This is a genomic window from Streptomyces sp. NBC_01508 (assembly GCF_045040315.1).
GTDB lineage: Bacteria > Actinomycetota > Actinomycetes > Streptomycetales > Streptomycetaceae > Streptomyces.
The window spans coordinates 6,767,590-6,784,964 of sequence record NZ_CP109419.1; the positions used below are offsets into that span (position 1 = coordinate 6,767,590).

The following is a 17,375-nucleotide window of genomic DNA, read 5'->3' on the forward strand; positions in this document are numbered from 1 at the left end:
AACGGGTCAACGGGGCGGGGGAGCGGAAGGGGTGAACATCAACGTGCGGACCCGGGGTCCCATCGGCTAGCAAGGGCGTATGGCGGTGATCGTCGCGCTCGGCGCGTTCCTCATGACGCTCTTCGGCGGCTGGACGGCGCAGCGCGTCACCGACCGCCGCCATCTGGTACTCGGCCTGGCCGGCGGGCTGATGCTCGGCGTGGTCGGCCTCGAACTGCTGCCCGAGGCCATGGAGGCGGCCGGCGAGGACTTCCTCGGCGTACACAGGGCGCTCCTGCTGTTCGTGGGCGGATTCCTCTTCGCGCACGTCGTGGAGCGGCTGCTGGCCGTCCGCCGGGCCGCGCACGGCGCGGCGGACGCCGAGACCCCGCACGGCCACGGCGGAGCCGCCGGACGGGCCGAACGCGCGCCCGAGGTGGGACTGACGGCCGCGTCGGCGATGGTCCTGCACAGCCTCATGGACGGCATCGCGCTCGGCGCCGCGTTCCAGGTCGGCGGCGGCATGGGCGCGACCGTCGCGCTCGCCGTCATCACCCACGACTTCGCCGACGGCTTCAACACGTACACGCTCACCAGCCTCTACGGGAACGACCGCCGCAGAGCCGTCGCGATGCTCCTCGCCGACGCGGTCGCGCCCGTCGTCGGCGCGGCCTCCACGCTGCTGTTCACCCTTCCGGAGGAACTTCTGGGCAGCTATCTCGGATTCTTCGGTGGCGCGCTGCTGTATCTGGCCGCCGCCGAGATCCTTCCCGAGGCCCACCACGAACACCCCGCGCTGTCCACGCTGCTGTGCACCGTCGGCGGCGTCGGCTTCATCTGGCTGGTGGTGGCGCTGGCCGGCTGACGCGCACCGGTCCGCGAGCGACGCGCTCACAGCTTGCCCCCGCGCCCGCCGTCGCGCCGCGCGGGTGCGATGAGCGTCGAGAGGTACGGCAGCGGCCCGCGCTCCAGCTCGGACGCGGGCCGGATCGACTCCTCCGGCAGCCCGAGCGCCGACCCCCACACCGCGCCCTCCGTACGACCGGTCTCCCGCAGCGCCGCAGCGACCTCGGCCGCCAGCCGCCCGAACTTGTACGCAACGACCGTGCCGGGGCCGTCCAGGGCGTCCTTCAGTACGGAGGCGCCCGCCGTCACCGGCACCAGCGTCAGCGGCTCCGTCCCCTCGGCCAGTACGGCGCCGCCACGGGCGGCGAGATCCTGCATGGCGGTGATCCCGGGCACGGTCTCCACGATCGTTCCCGGCACCAACTCCTCGATGGTCTGGGCGAGATAGGTGAAGGTCGAGTAGACGTTCGGGTCGCCGATCGTCGCGAACGCCACGCTTCCGTACGGATGCGCGCGCAGCAGCTCGGCGACGCGCCCGCCCGCCGCGTCCCAGGCGGCCTCGCGGCGGGTCCGGTCGGCGCGCTCGTTGAGCGCGAAGACGATCCGTACGACGTGCTCGGCGCCGACGTAGTGCAGCACGGTCGCCTCGGCCCGGCCGGGCTCCCCGCCGTCCGTGCCGTCGGCCGCCGCCATCACGGGGACGACGACGACAGCTGCCTCCCGCAGGCACCGCACGCCCTTCACCGTCACCAGTTCGGGGTCACCGGGTCCCACGCCGACCCCGACGAGTCGGCCGCCCGCCCGATCGTTGCCGCTCATGCCGTGCACCTTTCGACGAATCTCCGTGCCACACCGGGCGCCGCCGCCCAGTGCGTATGCAGATAGCTCGCGTGCACCCCCCGCTGTACGAATCCCTCCACCCGGCGCTCGGGCCGCACCAGCCCCCACGCGGGCGCCGCGCCGGCCCCCGGTTCGAGCACCGTCCGGTGGAACTCGTGCCCCCGCAGCCGGGTGCCGGCCACCGCCAGGACGCTGTCCCCGACGGCGACGGCCTCCCGGTACCCGAGGGTCAGCCGCTCCGACATCCGCGCGTCGGCGTCGAGCACGCCACACATCGGCGCCCCGTCGAGCGACCGCGCCAGATAGAGCAGCCCGGCGCATTCGGCGGCCACGGGGGCGCCGGAACGCGCGAGTTCGGCGACCTCCTTACGGAGGGGTTCATTGGCGCCCAACTCGGGCGCGTACACCTCGGGAAACCCGCCGCCGATGACCAACCCCCTCGTCCCGGCGGGCAGTCGCTCGTCCCGGAGGGGATCGAAGACGACGACATCGGCCCCGGCGGCGCGCAGCAGCTCGGCGTGCTCGGCGTACGAGAACGTGAAGGCGGCCCCACCGGCAACGGCGACGACGGGCCTGTCCGGCCCCGCTCCCAGCGCCTCCGGCGCGAAATCCAGCCTCGCCGGCGTTTGAGGCGCGGGGTCCGGGTCGGAGCCCCGAAAAGCAGCCCGCCCGGCGTGTGAGGGCACGGCCGAAGGCCGTACGGGGTCCGGGGCTGAGCCCCGGTTGTGGGAAGGGGCGGGTAGGGGAACAGGCCCGCCGCAGGCGACCCCCGCATCCCACACCCCCACTTCCAAAGAAGGCGCACCGCGCGCCAACGCCAGCAACCCCTCCACGTCACACCCCACCCGCACCCGCTCCGCCAACCCCCGCACCACCGCGACCGCGTCCCCCCGCCGCTCCGCCACCGGCACCAGCCCCAGATGCCGCGACGGCGTCTCGATCTCGCCCGCCCGCCGCAGCACCCCCAGCACCGGCACCCCCGACTCGTCCAGCGCCTCGCGCAGCAGCTCCTCGTGCCGGCCGGACGCGACCTTGTTGAGGATCACCCCGCCGATCCGCACCTCCGGGTCCCACGACGCGAAGCCGTGCACCAGCGCCGCCACCGACCGGGACTGCGACGACGCGTCCACGACGAGCACCACCGGCGCCCGCAGCAGCTTCGCGACCTGGGCGGTGGAGGCGAGTTCGCCCTGCCCGGCGGCTCCGTCGTAGAGCCCCATCACGCCCTCGATCACGGCCAGGTCGCAGCCCGCCGCGCCGTGCGCGAAGAGCGGGCCGATCAGCTCCGTACCGCACAGGTACGCGTCGAGGTTGCGGCCGGGCCGCCCCGTCGCCAGCGCGTGGTAGCCCGCGTCGATGTAGTCGGGCCCGACCTTGTGCGGGGACACGGCGAGACCGCGCCCGGCCAGGAGCGCCATCAGCCCGGTGGCGACGGTGGTCTTGCCACTGCCGGAGGCAGGCGCGGCGATGACAAGACGTGGCACCGTCACCCGTGAACCGGCGGAAACCGGGGCGGCGTTCACCACTCGATGCCCCTCTGCCCCTTCTGCCCCGCGTCCATCGGATGCTTGACCTTCGTCATGTCCGTGACCAGATCGGCGAGTTCGACCAGCGCCTCCGGCGCGTTCCGCCCGGTGATCACGACATGCTGGGTCCCCGGCCGCTCCCGCAGCACCCGTACGACCTCGTCGGTGTCCACCCAGCCCCAGTGCATCGGGTACGCGAACTCGTCCAGCACGTACAGCCGGTACGTCTCCGCCGCCAGATCGCGCTTGACCTGCTCCCAGCCCTCCCGCGCCGCGTCCTCGTTGGAAAGCTGCCGGTCGCGCTGCACCCAGGACCAGCCCTCGCCCATCTTGTGCCAGGCCACCGAACCGCCCTCGCCGCTCGCCCCCAGCACCTTCAGCGCGTGCTCCTCGCCGACCTTCCACTTCGCCGACTTGACGAACTGGAACACCCCGATCGGCCAGCCCTGCGTCCAGCCGCGCAGCGCGAGCCCGAACGCGGCCGTCGACTTGCCCTTGCCGATGCCCGTGTGGACCACGACGAGGGGGCGGTTGCGGCGCTGCCGGGTGGTGAGCCCGTCGTCCGGCACGACGGCCGGCTGTCCCTGCGGCATCAGGCGGCCCTCCTGCCATGTGCGCCCCGCGCGGCGCCCTGTACGTCCCTGACCAGCCCCGCGATGCTGTCGGCACGCAACTCGTCGAGCGTGACGGCCGTGCCGCCCAGCTCGCCCGCGAGCGCCACCGCCAGCCCGAGCCGGACCGGCCCCGACTCGCAGTCCACGACCACCGACGCCGTGCCATCGGCGGCGTGCAGCCGCGCCGCACGCGTGCCGAGCGCCACCGGATCCGGCCCCCCGGTCGCCCGCCCGTCCGTGACCACGACGAGCAGCGGGCGCCGCGCGGGATCACGCATCCGCTCCACCCGCAGGACGTCGTGCGCCTTCATGAGCCCGGCCGACAGCGGGGTACGCCCGCCCGTGGGCAGCGTCTCCAGCCGTACGGCCGCCGCGTCGACCGACGAGGTCGGCGGCAGAGCCACCGTGGCGTCCTTCCCACGGAAGGTGATCAGACCGACCTTGTCGCGCCGTTGGTACGCGTCCAGGAGCAGCGACAGCACCGCGCCCTTCACGGCGGACATGCGCTGCCGCGCCGCCATCGACCCGGAGGCGTCCACCACGAACAGCACCAGATTGCCCTCGCGGCCCTCACGGGTCGCCTGCCGCAGATCGTCACGCCGCACCACCAGCCCGCGCCCCGAACGCCCGCGCGCCCGCTGGTGCGGGGCGGCGGCCTGGACAGTGGCCGCCAAGTGCAGCTTGGTGAGCGCCCCTTGGGGCCGCCGCGATCCCGTCGTCCGCCCGTGCTCGGTCCGCGCCCGGGAGCGCCGCCCGGCGGCGCCCTCCCCGATTCCGGGCACGCTCAGCACCTTCGTACGGAAGGGCTCGGCGGCCCGTACGGCGGACTGCTCACCGCCGCCGGGTGCCTGCGGCCGGCCGGCCTGGTCGCCCTCGGCGGGCTCGGCGGGCTCGGCGGGTTCCGGCTGGGCGGGCGAGTCCCGCGGAGCCTCGGGGGAGCCGTCCTGCGGGCCGTCCTGCGGCGGCTGTCCGCCACCGTCAGGCCCGTCCGGGTCCGGATCGTCATCGGGCCTGTCGCCCTGGTCGCCGTCCCCGCCGCCGAACTCCTCCAGCGTGTCGTCCAGCTTGTCCTCGTCCAGCCCCGGCGCGTCGAACGGATTGCGCCGCCGACGGTGGGGCAGCGCCAACAGTGCCGCCTGCCGTACGTCCTCGGCCAGCACGACCGTGCGCCCGGCCCACGCGGCGAGCGTCGTCGCCGTCCGCGCCATCACGATGTCGGCCCGCATGCCGTCCACCTCGAACGCGGCGCACGTGGCCGCGATCTGCCGCAGCGCCGCGTCCCCGAGACGTACCTCGGGCAGCAGCGCCCGCGCGGCCACGATGCGCGCCCGCAGCCCGTCCTCCTCGTCGGCCCAGCGCGCGGCGAACGCGGCGGGGTCGTCGTCGTACGCGAGCCGCCGCCGTACGACCTCGACCCGCAGGTCAGGGTCCCGCGACGCGGCCACCTCGACGGTGAGCCCGAACCGGTCGAGGAGTTGGGGCCGCAGCTCACCCTCCTCGGGGTTCATCGTCCCGACGAGCAGGAAGCGGGAGGCGTGCCGTACGGAGACACCCTCACGCTCTACGTAGGAGGCGCCCATCGCGGCGGCGTCCAGCAGAAGGTCCACCAGGTGGTCGTGCAACAAGTTGACCTCGTCGACGTACAGCACACCCCGGTGCGCGTCGGCCAACAAGCCGGGCTCGAACGCTTTCACGCCTTCCGCCAGCGCCCGCTCGATGTCGAGCGCGCCGACCAGCCGGTCCTCGGAGGCGCCGACGGGCAGTTCGACCATCCGCGCGGGCCGCGACACGCCGGAGCCCGCCTCGTGCGGCCCGTCCGGACACGCCGGGTCGGGAGCGGCCGGATCGCACGAGAACCGGCACCCGACGACGACGGACACCTCCGGTATCAGCACGGACAGCGCACGCACGGCGGTGGACTTGGCGGTGCCCTTCTCGCCGCGTACCAGCACACCGCCTATGGCGGGGGAGACGGCGTTGAGCAGCAGCGCGAGCCGCAGATCGGCCTGCCCGACGATGGCGGTGAAGGGGTAAGGCGTACTCACAGTGCCTCCAGGGCATGGGTCAGCGTGTTCGGCACGTCCGGCGTTCGAGCCCTCACTCGCCGCCCCCTTCGAGATCGCCCTCAAGCTCCAGATACGTCGCCCGCAGCCGCTCCAGCGTCTCCTCGTCCGGCTCCGCCCACAGCCCCCGCTCCGCCGCCTCCAGCAGTCGCTCCGTGATGCCGCGCAGCGCCCACGGGTTGGACTTCCGCATGAACTCCTGGTTCTCCGGCGCGAAGACGTACTCCGCCGACAACTTCTCGTACATCCAGTCGTCCACCACGCCCGCCGTCGCGTCGTACCCGAAGAGGTAGTCGACGGTCGCCGCCATCTCGAAGGCACCCTTGTAGCCGTGCCGCCGCATCGCCGCCATCCAGCGCGGGTTGACCACCCGCGCCCGGAACACCCGGTGCGTCTCCTCGCCCAGCGTCCTGGTTCTCACCTGGTCCGGGGTCGCGCTGTCACCCACGTACGCCTCGGGCGACTCGCCCGTCAGATGCCGCACCATCGCGACCATGCCGCCGTGGTACTGGAAATAGTCGTCGGCATCGTGAATGTCGTGTTCTCTGGTGTCGACGTTCTTCGCCGCCACCTTGATCCGACGGAACGCCGTCTCCATGTCGCCGCGCGCCGCCCGCCCGTCGAGCCCGGGCCCGTACGCGTAACCGCCCCACACGGCGTACACCTCGGCCAGATCCGCGTCCGACTGCCAGTTCCGCGCGTCGATCAGCGGCAGCAGACCCGCCCCGTACGCGCCCGGCTTCGACCCGAAGATCCGCGCCGTCGCCCTTCGCCGGTCACCGTGGAGCGCCGTGTCCTGATCGGCGTGCGCCCGTACGTAGTTGGACTCGGCCGGCTCGTCCAGCTCCGCCACCGCCCGCACCGCGTCGTCGATCAGCCCCACCACATGCGGGAACGCGTCCCGGAAGAAGCCCGAGATCCGCACCGTCACATCGATCCGGGGCCGCCCCAGCTCCGCGGCGGGCACGATCTCGAAGCCGCTGACTCGCCGCGACGCGTCGTCCCACACCGGCCGGCAGCCCAGCAGCGCCAGGATCTCCGCGATGTCGTCGCCCTGGGTGCGCATCGCGGACGTGCCCCACACGGTCAGCCCCACCGACGCCGGGTAGGCGCCCGTGTCGGCCAGATACCGGGCGACCAGCGAGTCCGCGAGCGCCTGTCCGACCTCCCACGAAAGCCGCGACGGAATGGCCTTGGGGTCGACGGAGTAGAAGTTGCGGCCTGTCGGCAGCACGTTGACGAGCCCGCGCGTCGGTGAGCCGGACGGCCCCGCAGGGACGAAACCGCCGTTCAGCGCGCGCAGGATATTGCCGATCTCGTCCGTCGTACGGGCCAGCCTTGGCACGACCTCCGTACAGGCGAAGCCCAACACGGCCACCGCGGAAGGCAGTTCGTGCCCCAGCACCTCGCTGACCAGCGGCGCAGCAGCCGGCAGCTCCCACCGCCGCTCCTCCATGCCCTCCGCGAGCCGCCGGCACAGCTGCTCCAGCAGATCGATCGCGTCCGCCGCCGACCGCGCCGGACCCGCCACCAGGTCCGTCAGCTCGACGGGCACCTTCACCGGCGCCCCCGGCTCGCCCAGCAACTCCTTCTCGACCAGCCCGAAGTGCTCGGCGAGCGCCGCCCGCAGACCCGGCAGCGCGTTCGCCTTGCCGCCCCACACCTGCGAGGCGCGCAGCACGGCGAGCACCAGATTGACCCGGGCCTCACCCTCGGGGCCGCCGCCGAGAATGTGCAGGCCGTCCCTGATCTGGACGTCCTTGATCTCGCAGAGATAGCCGTCGACATGCATGACGAACGAGTCGAAGTCGTCGTCGCCCGGCTGCTCGTCCACATGCAGGTCGTGGTGCAGCTCGGCGGCCTTGACGAGCGTCCAGATCTGGGCGCGCACCGTCGGCGCCTTCGTCGGGTCGAGATCGCTGACCAGCGCGTACTCGTCGAGCAGTTGCTCCAGCTTGGCCAGGTCCCCGTACGTGTCGGCGCGAGCCATCGGCGGCACCAGATGGTCCACGACGGTGGCGTGGCCGCGCCGTTTGGCCTGGGTGCCCTCGCCGGGGTCGTTGACGATGAACGGGTAGATCAGGGGCAGTTCTCCGAGCACCGCGTCCGGGCCGCAGCCCGCCGACAGGCCGAGCCCCTTGCCGGGCAGCCACTCCATCGTGCCGTGCTTGCCCATGTGGATGATCGCGTCCGCGCCGAAGCCGTTCCGGTCGGCCGCCGTCTCCAGCCAGCGGTACGCCGCCATGTAGTGGTGCGACGGCGGCATGTCCGGGTCGTGGTAGATCGCGATCGGGTTCTCGCCGAAACCGCGCGGCGGCTGGATCATCACCACGACGTTCCCGAACCGCAGCGACGCCAGCACGATGTCGTCGCCGTCCACGTAGAGCGAGCCCGGCGGCTCCCCCCAGTGCTCCAGCATGCCCGCCCGCAGCCCCGGCTCCAACTGGTCGAACCAGGCCCGGTAGTCGGCCAGCGGCACCCGCGCGGGCGCCACGGCCAACTGCTCCTCCGTCAGCCACTCCACGTCGTGGCCACCGGCGTTGATGAGCCGGTGGATCAGCTCGTCGCCGTTGTCGGGGTGCGCGTGGGCGCCGTCCCCCACCGCGTAACCGGCGTCGCGCAGGGCGTCCAGCACCCGTACCGCCGACGCGGGGGTGTCGAGGCCGACCGCGTTGCCGACGCGGGAGTGCTTCGTCGGGTACGCGGTGAAGACCACGGCCAGCTTCTTCTCCGCGTTCGGCTTGTGCGCCAGCCGGGCGTGCCGCACCGCGATCCCGGCGACCCGGCCGGCCCGCTCGGGGTCGGCGACGTACACCGGGACCTCGTCCGGCCCCTGCTCCTTGAAGGAGAACGGGACCGTGACCAGCCGCCCGTCGAACTCCGGGATCGCGACCTGCATCGCCGCGTCCATGGGGGACAGCGCGGCGTCCGACGCGTCCCAGGCGGCCCGCGACGACGTCAGACACAGCCCTTGCAGGACGGGCACGTCGAGATCGGCCAGCGCCCCGACGTCCCACGCCTCGTCGTCACCGCCCGCAGACGCGTCCGAGGCGACCGTCCCGCCGGCGGCGAGGACGGTCGCGATCAGCGCGTCCGCCGCGCCGAGCCGTTCGTACAGCGCCGGATCGGCGCCGCGCAGTGAACCGCAGTACACCGCAAGGGCGTTGGCACCCCGCTCCTCGATGCGGTCGCACAGCACGTCCACGAAGGACGTGTTCCCGGAGAGATGGTGCGCGCGGTAGAAGAGGACCCCCACCGTCGGCCGCCCTTCCACGAAGGCGCGCTCGCCGTGCACGCCCCACTCGGGCATCGACCGTGGCGCCTCGAACCCCTCGCCGGTCAGCAGCACGGTGTCGGAGAGGAACCGCGCCAGCTCCGCCAGATTCCCCGGCCCGCCCTCGACCAGATAGCGCAGCGCCTCGGCCACCACCCCCGCGGGCACCGACGAGTCGGCCATCAGCTCCGCGTCCGGTACGGACTCCCCGCCCAGCAGCACGGTCGGTATGCCGGACGCGGCGAGCGCCGCGAGACCGTCCTCCCAGGCGCGCTTGCCGCCGAGCAGGCGTACGACGGCGATCCGCGCGCCGGAGATCAGCGCGGGCAGGTCGTCGGCGGCGTCGACGCGGGTCGGGTTGCCGATCACATACGGCGCGCCCGACGCGCGGGCCGCCAGCAGATCGGTGTCGGCGGTGGACAACAACAGGACGGTGCTTGCCGTGGTCATGGCGCTCCAGGTGCGATGAAGGGAAGTCCTGACGGGGCGCCCGACTCGATCAGTCGCAGCAGCGCGTCCGTGGCCGCGTGTTCCTCGATCAGATCGCCGAGCAGATCGAGCTGCTCCTCGCGCAGCGTGCCGAACGAGGTGTCGGGGGCGGGTACGAAACGGCGCCCCGCCGCCGTGGCCACCTCGCGCAGGAAGGCACGCCGGAAGCCGTCGCTCTCCAGCGAGCCGTGCCAGTGCGTGCCCCACACCTGGCCCGACCGGCACCCGTCGAGGCGCCGGCCGCCGCTGTCGACGAGGAACGGATCGCCGCCTTCCACGGAGGCGACGCCGTGGTGGATCTCGTATCCCTCGACGCGCTCGCCCAGCGCCTCGCCGACGGGCCGCGCCAGGGTCTTGTCACGGGCGAACTCGACGCGTACGGGCAGCAGTCCGAGCGCGTCGACGGAGCCCGCGCGGGACTCGACGTCGTCCTCGATGTGCTCGCCGAGCAGTTGGTAGCCGCCGCAGACACCGAGGACGGGGCGGCCCTCGGCGGCGCGGCGCAGCAGCGCGTCGGCGAGACGGCGCTCGCGCAGCCAGGCCAGCGCCCGCACCGTGCCGCGCGTACCGGGGACGATCACCAGGTCCGCGTCGGCGATCTCGTCGGGACGGTCCACGAACCGCACCGCGACGCCCGGTTCGGCCGCCAGCGCGTCCACGTCGGTGAAGTTGGACATCAGCGGCACCGCGCAGACGGCGACCCGCAGCACCTCTTCTCCGTACGGAGGCGCCACCACCGACTCGCGTACGGCACCGCGCGACGAGACCCGCAGACCGTCCTCCTCGTCGATGCCCAGACCGTGCCGGAAGGGCAGCACGCCGTACGTGGCGCGGCCGGTCAGCCCGCGCAGCATCTCCAGGCCGGGCTCCAGCAGCGACACGTCGCCCCGGAACTTGTTCACGAGATACCCGGCGACCAGCGCTTGGTCCTCGGGGCTCAGCAGGGCCGTCGTACCGAAGAAGGACGCGAAGACGCCGCCCCGGTCGATGTCGCCGACCACGACGACCGGCAGCCGGGCCGCCCGCGCGACACCCATGTTGACGATGTCGGTACGCCGCAGATTGATCTCGGCCGGACTGCCGGCGCCCTCGCAGATCACCGCGTCGTACGTGCTCCGCAGCTCCTCCAGACACTCCACGACGGTGCCCAGCAGGGTCTCCTGGCGACCGGGGCCAGATCCGTCCCCGTGGTAGCCGCGGGCGCTCAGCTCACCCACCGGCCGCCCCATCAGCACCACTTGACTGCTGCGGTCGCCGCCCGGTTTGAGCAGGACGGGATTCATCAGCGCCGTCGGCTCGACGCGCGCCGCCTGTGCCTGCATCGCCTGCGCCCGGCCGATCTCGGCGCCCTCGCGCGTCACGAACGAATTCAGCGACATGTTCTGCCCCTTGAAGGGCGCCACCTTCACGCCCCGGCGTACGAGCCAGCGGCAGATCCCCGCCGTGACGACGCTCTTCCCGGCGTCGGACGTGGTGCCCGCGACCAGCAGCCCGCCCCCGAGCCGCTGTCCGGCACTCGTCGGACCCCCGCTCATCGGCCCCTCCTCCCAAGGAGGCTGTCGGCCAGCAGCCGCCCGGCGACGCAGACCCCGAGCGCCAGCACGCCCACCCGCCGCGACAGTTCGACGGCCCGCTCGATGTCGGCCACCTCGACGGGCCGGCCGCCGCCGTTCAGCACCGGCCGGTGCTCGACCCGCCCGCCGTAGGCGAGGGTGCCGCCGAGCCGTACGCCCAGCGCGCCCGCGAACGCCGCTTCCACGGGGCCCGCGTTGGGGCTCGGATGGCGGCCCGCGTCGCGCCGTACCGCGCGCAGCGCCCGCGTGGGCGCCCCGCCCGCCACCGCCGCCAGCGCGGCCGTCAGCCGGGCACCCGGCCAGCCGGCCACGTCGTCCAGCCGCGCCGACGCCCAGCCGAAGCGCAGATGCCGCGGCGACCGGTGGCCGACCATCGCGTCCAGCGTGTTGACGGCGCGGAACGCGACCAGCCCCGGGACGCCGCCGAACGCCCCCCAGACCAGGGCTCCCACGACGGCGTCCGAGGTGTTCTCGGCGACGGACTCCACGACGGCGCTGGCGATCTGCCGCTCGTCCAGACCCTGCGGGTCCCGCCCGCACAGGTGCGGCAGCCGTTCCCGCGCGACCTCGACGTCCCCGGCCGCCAGCGCCCCGCCGACGGCGCGCGCCTCGCGCCCCAGCGACGTACCGCCCAGCACGGTCCAGGTGACGGCGGCGGTCAGGGCCACGGACGCGGCGGTACGGTCCCGCAGCCCGCGCGACACCAGTACGGCCACCGACGCCGTACCCCCGGCGCACAGAGCCGCGTGCAGCGCGCCCCAGCCCCGGTGGTCACGCCACAGCAGGCGCTCGACGGCGGCGGCGGCCCGCCCGAAGGCGGCGACCGGATGGCCGCGCCGGGGATCGCCGAAGAGCCGGTCGGCGAGCAGACCGGCGGCGGCACCGTACGCGAACACGCTTGTCCGGGCCGGTACTTCGCGGCCCGCCGAATACTCGGCACGCATCGCTCAGCCCGCCGATACGCCTCGGGAAATCCGGGAGACTCTCGGGGGTCTCGTACTCACAGCTCTGGACGCGACAGCTGAACCGCAGCCGGGCATGGCGACATGTCCTCACTCAGGGTCCGCGCCCTGGCTCGACGTGATGCGGCGACAAGAGTTCCTGGCTCCCGGAGACATGGCTGTCTCCGGTCACAGTGGCGGGACCGCGCCGGATTCGCACCGGCTTCCTCTCGCTGTCGCCGTATTGGCCTCGGCAGTCCACCACGCGTGCGAATCCCCGTCAACCAGGCTTTGACCTGCGGCGGGGCAGTGTGCTGAGACCCACACGGCGCGGGCGCCCACGGTGTCTCGATGCGTTGCGGATATCGCGGTTGGATCTACGAAAGACAACTGATTGCGTCGTTCATAGCTGAATCTCTGTCGAATCCCTTGCTGAAACGTGTAGATCAATCAAGAATCCGCAGCTATCGAACCCGACGGCCGGTCGGGCCGCCCAGCCAGTGGAGGTTGTCCGTGGCCAGATACAGCGACGAAGAGCTCGGCATGCGCAGCAAGATCACCCGACGCGACTTCCTGGACGGCGCGGCGGTCGCGGTGGCGGGCGCCGCGGCCGCCACCGCGCTCCCCGGCCTCGGTGGCACGGCGGCGGCCGCCACCGCCCACCCGAAACACGGCACCCACCCCACGCACGGCGGCCACGGCCACGGCGGCCACGGCCGCCCGCCGGCCTACCCGCCGACCGGCACCGGCCTCCAGGGCCAGCCCGCCGGCTCGTACGACGTCGGCCACGCCGTCCGGGACGGCGACTTCGACCCGGGCCGGATCCGCGACAGCGGCGAGCGCTACGACCTGGTGGTCGTCGGCGGCGGGATCAGCGGTCTCGCCGCCGCCTACTACTACCGCCAACAGCACGGACGCCGCGCCCGCATCCTGATCCTGGAGGCGATGGACGACTTCGGCGGCCACGCCCGCCGCAACGAGTTCGAGGTACGCGGACGCACGCTGCTCTCCAACGCGGGCACGGTCAACCTCGACACCCCCAGCACCTGGACCAAGCAGGCCCACACCCTGGTCACCCGCGATCTCGGTATCGACCTCAAGCGCCTCGGAGACAGCGTCGACGACACCGCCTACGACACGTACGCGCTGACGTCCGGCACCTTCTTCGACGCCGAGACCTGGGGCACCGACCGGCTCGTCGTCCGCGGCAAGGGCGAGAGCTGGCAGTCCTACGCGGCGCGCATGCCGATGACGGACCAGGGCCGCGCCGATCTGGTCACCCTCCAGACCACCACCGTCGACTACTACCCCGGTCTCTCCGACGCGCGGAAGAAGGAGATCCTCGCGCGCATCTCCTACGAGAGGTATCTGCGGGACAAGGTCGGGATCGGCGACGAGGCCATCGCGCACATCGCCCGTGCCACCAACGGGCTCTACGGACTGAACGCGGACGGCGTGCCCGCCGCCGACGCCGCCTCGCTCGGCCAGCCCGGCTTCGCCGGACTCGCGCTGGAGCACACCACCTGGCCCGGCATCAGCGGGACCGCGCAGATGCATCTCGACGCCGACGAGGGGGACGGCTACTACTACTTCCCCGACGGAAACGCGTCCGTCGCCCGGCTGCTCGTCAGCCATCTGGTGCCCGGGGTGTTCGGCGGAGCGCAGTCGATGACCGGGATCGTCACCGCCAAGGCCCGCTACGACCGGCTCGACGAGGAGCGCTCGCCCGTGCGCGTCCGGCTCGGCTCGACGGCGTACGACGTCCGGCACGTCAGCGAGTCGCGGCCCGGCCGGGGCGTCAAGGTCAGCTACTCACGCGGCGGCGAAAGCTACCGGGTGCACGCCGCGAACGCCGTCATGGCCTGCTGGAACTCCGTCACGAGCTACGTCGTGCGCGGGCTGCCGCCCGAGCAGGCCGAGGCGATGCGCTACGGCGTGAAGATCCCGCTGCTCTACGCGCGGGTGGCGCTGCGCGACTGGCGGGCCCTGGCCGACGCGGGCGTCTCGCGCGTGTCGACCCCCACGTCGTACTTCAACAGCTTCGGACTGCCCCAGGCCACCCGGCTCGGCCGCTTCGAGATGCCGCACGAGCCGTCGCTGCCGACGGTCCTCAGCCTGTCCAAGACACCGAACAAGCCGAGGGCGGGGCTGTCGGCCAGACAGCAGCACAAGGCCGGCCGGGTCGAGCTGGTCAAGACCGAATTCGCCACGTTCGAGCGGGAGATCAGGGACACCATGGCGCGCTCGCTGGGCGACCACGGGTTCGACCCGGGGCGCGACATCAGCGCGATCACCGTCAACCGATGGGCGCACGGTTACGCGTACGAGTACAACTCGCTCGACGATCCGTCGCTCTTCGAGCCGGAGGAGAAGCGGCCGTACGCGCTCGCGCGGCGGTCGCACGGCCGGATCGCGATCGCCAACTCCGACGCGCAGGCGTTCGCCTACACGCACGCGGCGATCGACGAGGCGTACCGGGCGGTGCGCGAACTCGGCTGATCCGCAAGCCGTTCCGGAACGCGGTGGAGGGGGTGGCCCGTATCCGACGGGCCACCCCCTCCACCGTTCCCGATCGTGCCGCGTCAGGCGACGATCATGTAGATCCCGTACGACACCGCTCCCAGGCACAGGGCGAAGCAGACATACGCGCCCGTGCGGGCCAGCGCCACGGAGCCGGTGGCACCCGATCCGGTGGCCGCGGAACCGGTGGCCGTCGCCGTCGCGCCCTCCGTGGGAGCCGCGCCCTTCGAGAGCCACACGATGCCCAGGGTGAACAGGCCCACCAGCGCGACGGTGGCCACGAGACTGACGCCGAAGACGGAGCCGAGCGCCGCCCAGTCGATGTTCATGCTGAAAGTCCTTTACTTCTTCGGACCGGTCCGACCGGTCAGACCGTCGCGGTCCGGGCCGGTTCGGCGTTGGGTTCCCCGTGCCCGGGACCCGGGGCCGGAATGGTGGCGGCGATCTCCGACGCCGCGCCGCCCACGGGGGGCGGGGTGACGGCGGCGATGGCCGCGGTCACGACACCCTCGGGCTCGGCCTCGTCGGACTCGTTGACATTGGTGTGGTCGACCGGCTGACGGCGCGACGCGAACCAGATGACCGCCGAGAGCCCGACGAGCAGCGTGGCCGTCGCAGCGACGCCCCACGGCCCCTGAGCGGTCAGGAACTCGGCGCCCGCCGCGATCAGACCGGCGGCCGGCAGGGTCAGCCCCCAGGCGATGAACATCCGGGTGGCGGTCGACCAGCGGACCACCCCGCCCTTGCGGCCGAGGCCGGCGCCCATCACGGCACCGGAGCAGGACTGCGTGGTGGAGAGCGAGAAGCCCAGGTGCGACGAGGCGAGGATGACGGTCGCCGCGCTGGTCTGGGCGGCGAAGCCCTGCTGCGGGCGGAGGTCGGTGAGGCCCTTGCCCATGGTGCGGATGATGCGCCAGCCGCCGAGGTAGGTACCGAGCGCGATCGCGACACCGGCGGACACGATGACCCACATCGGGGGGTTGGAGCCGGGGGCGAGGACGCCGCCGGTGACCAGCGCGAGGGTGATGACACCCATGGTCTTCTGCGCGTCGTTGGTGCCGTGGGCGAGGGACACGAGGCCGGCCGACGCGATCTGTCCCGCGCGGTAGCCCTTCGCCGTGGCCTTGTCGTCCGTGTTGCGGCCGATGCGGTACGTCAGCCGGGTGGCCAGCATCGCGGCCAGGCCGGCGACCAGCGGCGCGGCGAGCGCCGGGAGCAGGATCTTGGTGACGACGACTCCGCCGTTGACACCCGAGGTGCCGACGGACATCAGCGTGGCGCCGATGAGACCGCCGAACAGAGCGTGGGAGGAGCTCGACGGAAGGCCGAGCAGCCAGGTGAACAGATTCCAGAGGATGGCGCCGACGAGCGCCGCGAAGATGACTTCGGTCCGGATGCCCTGTTCGTTGATGAGCCCGCCGGAGATGGTCTTGGCGACCTCGACGGACAGGAACGCGCCGACGAGGTTGAGCACGGCGGACATCGCCACCGCCGTCTTGGGTTTCAGTGCGCCGGTCGAGATGGTCGTCGCCATCGCGTTGGCGGTGTCGTGGAAACCGTTCGTGAAATCGAACACGAGAGCCGTCACGATCACGATCGCGAGCAGCAGCGTGATGTGTTCCATTTACCCAGGCAATCGTTTGACGTCAGTGGCCGTTCAGGAACGTAGGGATGTTGAGTGAACGGAAGATGAACTGAGGCAGGCGTTGCGGTGACTCCCAACAGAGTGTGCCCCCTCCGCTTGTGTCCGGGCGCGCCGCCGTCCGCCTCCGGAGGTGCCCCCGGAGCCCGCTCGACCCGTGCGGCGCCCGGCCCCGGGACCCGTTTCCGGCCCTTTCCGGCATCCCGCCCGCCGACGACATCGGTGAGGAGAGATTCACCTCACCGAGGGACCCGCCGACCCCGCCAACTCCCCTGGGGCAGCTGGCAGGATCGACCCATGACGGAAACCGGACACCAGCACGGACTCCCGCACGGGACGGCGATCGACCAGGCCTGGCGCGACCTCGTCGCCACCGCCCGCCGGAGCGCGGCCGACGGACTGGTCGTCGGTACGTCGGGCAACGTCTCCGTACGCGTCGGGGAACTCGTCCTCGTCACCCCGAGCGGGGTCCCGTACGACCGTCTGACGCCCGGGGACACCGTCGCCGTCGATATGGACGGCCGGCAGGTCGTCGGCCGTCTCAGGCCCACCAGCGAGCTCCCGATGCATCTGGAGGTCTACCGGCACTCCACCGCCGGCGCCGTGGTGCACACCCACGCCGTCCACGCCACCGCCGTCTCCACCCTCGTCCCCGAACTTCCGCTGATCCACTACATGGCGGCGGACTTCGGCGGGCCGGTCCGGGTCGCCCCGTACGCGATGTACGGCACGGACGCCCTGGCCGCGAACATGGTGCGCGCGCTGCGCGACCGCACCGGCTGTCTGCTCCAGAACCACGGCACCGTCACCTACGCGGACACCCTGGACAAGGCGTACGACCGCACGGCCCAGCTGGAGTGGATGTGCCGCCTGTGGCTCACGGCCGGCTCCGTCCCCGGCCACACGCCGAGCCTGCTCTCCCGGCAGCAGGTGCGGGACGTCGAGGAACAGCTCAAGGGCTACGGCCAGCGGGGCTGACCCCCCTCGCCGCGCCCCCCGCACCGCGCCCCCCGCACCGCTCCGGACCATCACCCCGCGCGCCCGCTCCGCTGGCCGTACGGGCCGTC

Annotated in this window: 12 protein-coding genes and 1 riboswitch; of the genes, 3 read left to right on the forward strand and 9 right to left on the reverse strand. The window is 72.7% G+C overall.

The window, feature by feature from the left end; all coding sequences use genetic code 11:
- Positions 1 to 79: 79 nt before the first annotated feature.
- Positions 80 to 844, forward strand: coding sequence for a ZIP family metal transporter (locus tag OG700_RS31190; RefSeq protein WP_405619397.1), 765 nt, complete (start codon positions 80 to 82; stop codon positions 842 to 844).
- 26 nt (positions 845 to 870) lie between these two features.
- Here the strand turns inward: OG700_RS31190 and cobI are convergent, their stop codons facing one another.
- Genes cobI through OG700_RS31225 form a run of 7 tightly spaced genes read right to left on the reverse strand, consistent with a single transcriptional unit; the run spans position 871 to position 12,149 of the window.
- The gene (cobI, locus tag OG700_RS31195) at positions 871 to 1,644 is read right to left on the reverse strand and encodes a precorrin-2 C(20)-methyltransferase (RefSeq protein WP_405619399.1); all 774 of its coding nucleotides are present in this window, start codon (positions 1,642 to 1,644) and stop codon (positions 871 to 873) included.
- The gene (locus tag OG700_RS31200; protein WP_405619401.1) at positions 1,641 to 3,155 is read right to left on the reverse strand and encodes a cobyrinate a,c-diamide synthase; all 1,515 of its coding nucleotides are present in this window, start codon (positions 3,153 to 3,155) and stop codon (positions 1,641 to 1,643) included. Before OG700_RS31200 ends, cobI begins: the two co-directional genes overlap by 4 nt.
- A 29-nt stretch (positions 3,156 to 3,184) precedes the next feature.
- Positions 3,185 to 3,784, reverse strand: a complete 600-nt coding sequence (cobO, locus tag OG700_RS31205) for a cob(I)yrinic acid a,c-diamide adenosyltransferase (RefSeq protein ID WP_405619403.1) — start codon at positions 3,782 to 3,784, stop codon at positions 3,185 to 3,187.
- Positions 3,784 to 5,850: a putative cobaltochelatase gene (locus OG700_RS31210; RefSeq protein ID WP_405619405.1), complete on the reverse strand. Its 2,067-nt coding sequence runs from the start codon at positions 5,848 to 5,850 to the stop codon at positions 3,784 to 3,786. Before OG700_RS31210 ends, cobO begins: the two co-directional genes overlap by 1 nt.
- A 52-nt stretch (positions 5,851 to 5,902) precedes the next feature.
- A complete protein-coding gene (gene cobN, locus OG700_RS31215; RefSeq protein WP_405619407.1) occupies positions 5,903 to 9,592 on the reverse strand; it encodes a cobaltochelatase subunit CobN in 3,690 nt (1,229 codons plus the stop codon).
- Positions 9,589 to 11,166: a cobyric acid synthase gene (locus OG700_RS31220; RefSeq protein ID WP_405619409.1), complete on the reverse strand. Its 1,578-nt coding sequence runs from the start codon at positions 11,164 to 11,166 to the stop codon at positions 9,589 to 9,591. The genes cobN and OG700_RS31220 overlap by 4 nt, the downstream gene beginning before the upstream one ends.
- Complete coding sequence (locus OG700_RS31225; RefSeq protein WP_405619411.1) at positions 11,163 to 12,149, reverse strand: cobalamin biosynthesis protein; 987 nt, start codon at positions 12,147 to 12,149, stop codon at positions 11,163 to 11,165. The genes OG700_RS31220 and OG700_RS31225 overlap by 4 nt, the downstream gene beginning before the upstream one ends.
- Before the next feature lie 151 nt (positions 12,150 to 12,300).
- Positions 12,301 to 12,377: riboswitch (cobalamin riboswitch) on the reverse strand.
- A gap of 282 nt (positions 12,378 to 12,659) precedes the next feature.
- On the opposite strand from OG700_RS31225, the gene OG700_RS31230 reads away from it, so the two are divergent.
- Positions 12,660 to 14,645: an NAD(P)-binding protein gene (locus OG700_RS31230; RefSeq protein WP_405619413.1), complete on the forward strand. Its 1,986-nt coding sequence runs from the start codon at positions 12,660 to 12,662 to the stop codon at positions 14,643 to 14,645.
- Between the two features lie 83 nt (positions 14,646 to 14,728).
- Here OG700_RS31230 and OG700_RS31235 read toward each other — a convergent pair whose 3' ends face one another.
- The gene (locus tag OG700_RS31235) at positions 14,729 to 14,995 is read right to left on the reverse strand and encodes a hypothetical protein (protein WP_405619415.1); all 267 of its coding nucleotides are present in this window, start codon (positions 14,993 to 14,995) and stop codon (positions 14,729 to 14,731) included.
- 38 nt (positions 14,996 to 15,033) lie between these two features.
- Entirely contained in the window at positions 15,034 to 16,290 is a 1,257-nt protein-coding gene (locus OG700_RS31240; RefSeq protein WP_405619417.1) for an anion permease, read from the reverse strand.
- A gap of 315 nt (positions 16,291 to 16,605) precedes the next feature.
- Between OG700_RS31240 and OG700_RS31245 the strand changes: the two genes are divergently transcribed.
- Positions 16,606 to 17,286, forward strand: coding sequence for a class II aldolase/adducin family protein (locus tag OG700_RS31245; RefSeq protein WP_405619419.1), 681 nt, complete (start codon positions 16,606 to 16,608; stop codon positions 17,284 to 17,286).
- Positions 17,287 to 17,375: the final 89 nt, after the last annotated feature.

Excerpts from the sequence above, each read along its gene's own strand:
- OG700_RS31190 (WP_405619397.1), top strand. The coding sequence starts at position 80 with ATGGCGGTGATCGTCGCGCTCGGCGCGTTCCTCATGACGCTCTTCGGC.
- cobO (WP_405619403.1), bottom strand. The coding sequence starts at position 3,784 with ATGCCGCAGGGACAGCCGGCCGTCGTGCCGGACGACGGGCTCACCACC.
- cobN (WP_405619407.1), bottom strand. The coding sequence starts at position 9,592 with ATGACCACGGCAAGCACCGTCCTGTTGTTGTCCACCGCCGACACCGAT.
- OG700_RS31240 (WP_405619417.1), bottom strand. The coding sequence starts at position 16,290 with ATGGAACACATCACGCTGCTGCTCGCGATCGTGATCGTGACGGCTCTC.
- cobI (WP_405619399.1), bottom strand. The coding sequence starts at position 1,644 with ATGAGCGGCAACGATCGGGCGGGCGGCCGACTCGTCGGGGTCGGCGTG.
- OG700_RS31245 (WP_405619419.1), top strand. The coding sequence starts at position 16,606 with ATGACGGAAACCGGACACCAGCACGGACTCCCGCACGGGACGGCGATC.
- OG700_RS31220 (WP_405619409.1), bottom strand. The coding sequence starts at position 11,166 with ATGAGCGGGGGTCCGACGAGTGCCGGACAGCGGCTCGGGGGCGGGCTG.
- OG700_RS31235 (WP_405619415.1), bottom strand. The coding sequence starts at position 14,995 with ATGAACATCGACTGGGCGGCGCTCGGCTCCGTCTTCGGCGTCAGTCTC.
- OG700_RS31225 (WP_405619411.1), bottom strand. The coding sequence starts at position 12,149 with ATGCGTGCCGAGTATTCGGCGGGCCGCGAAGTACCGGCCCGGACAAGC.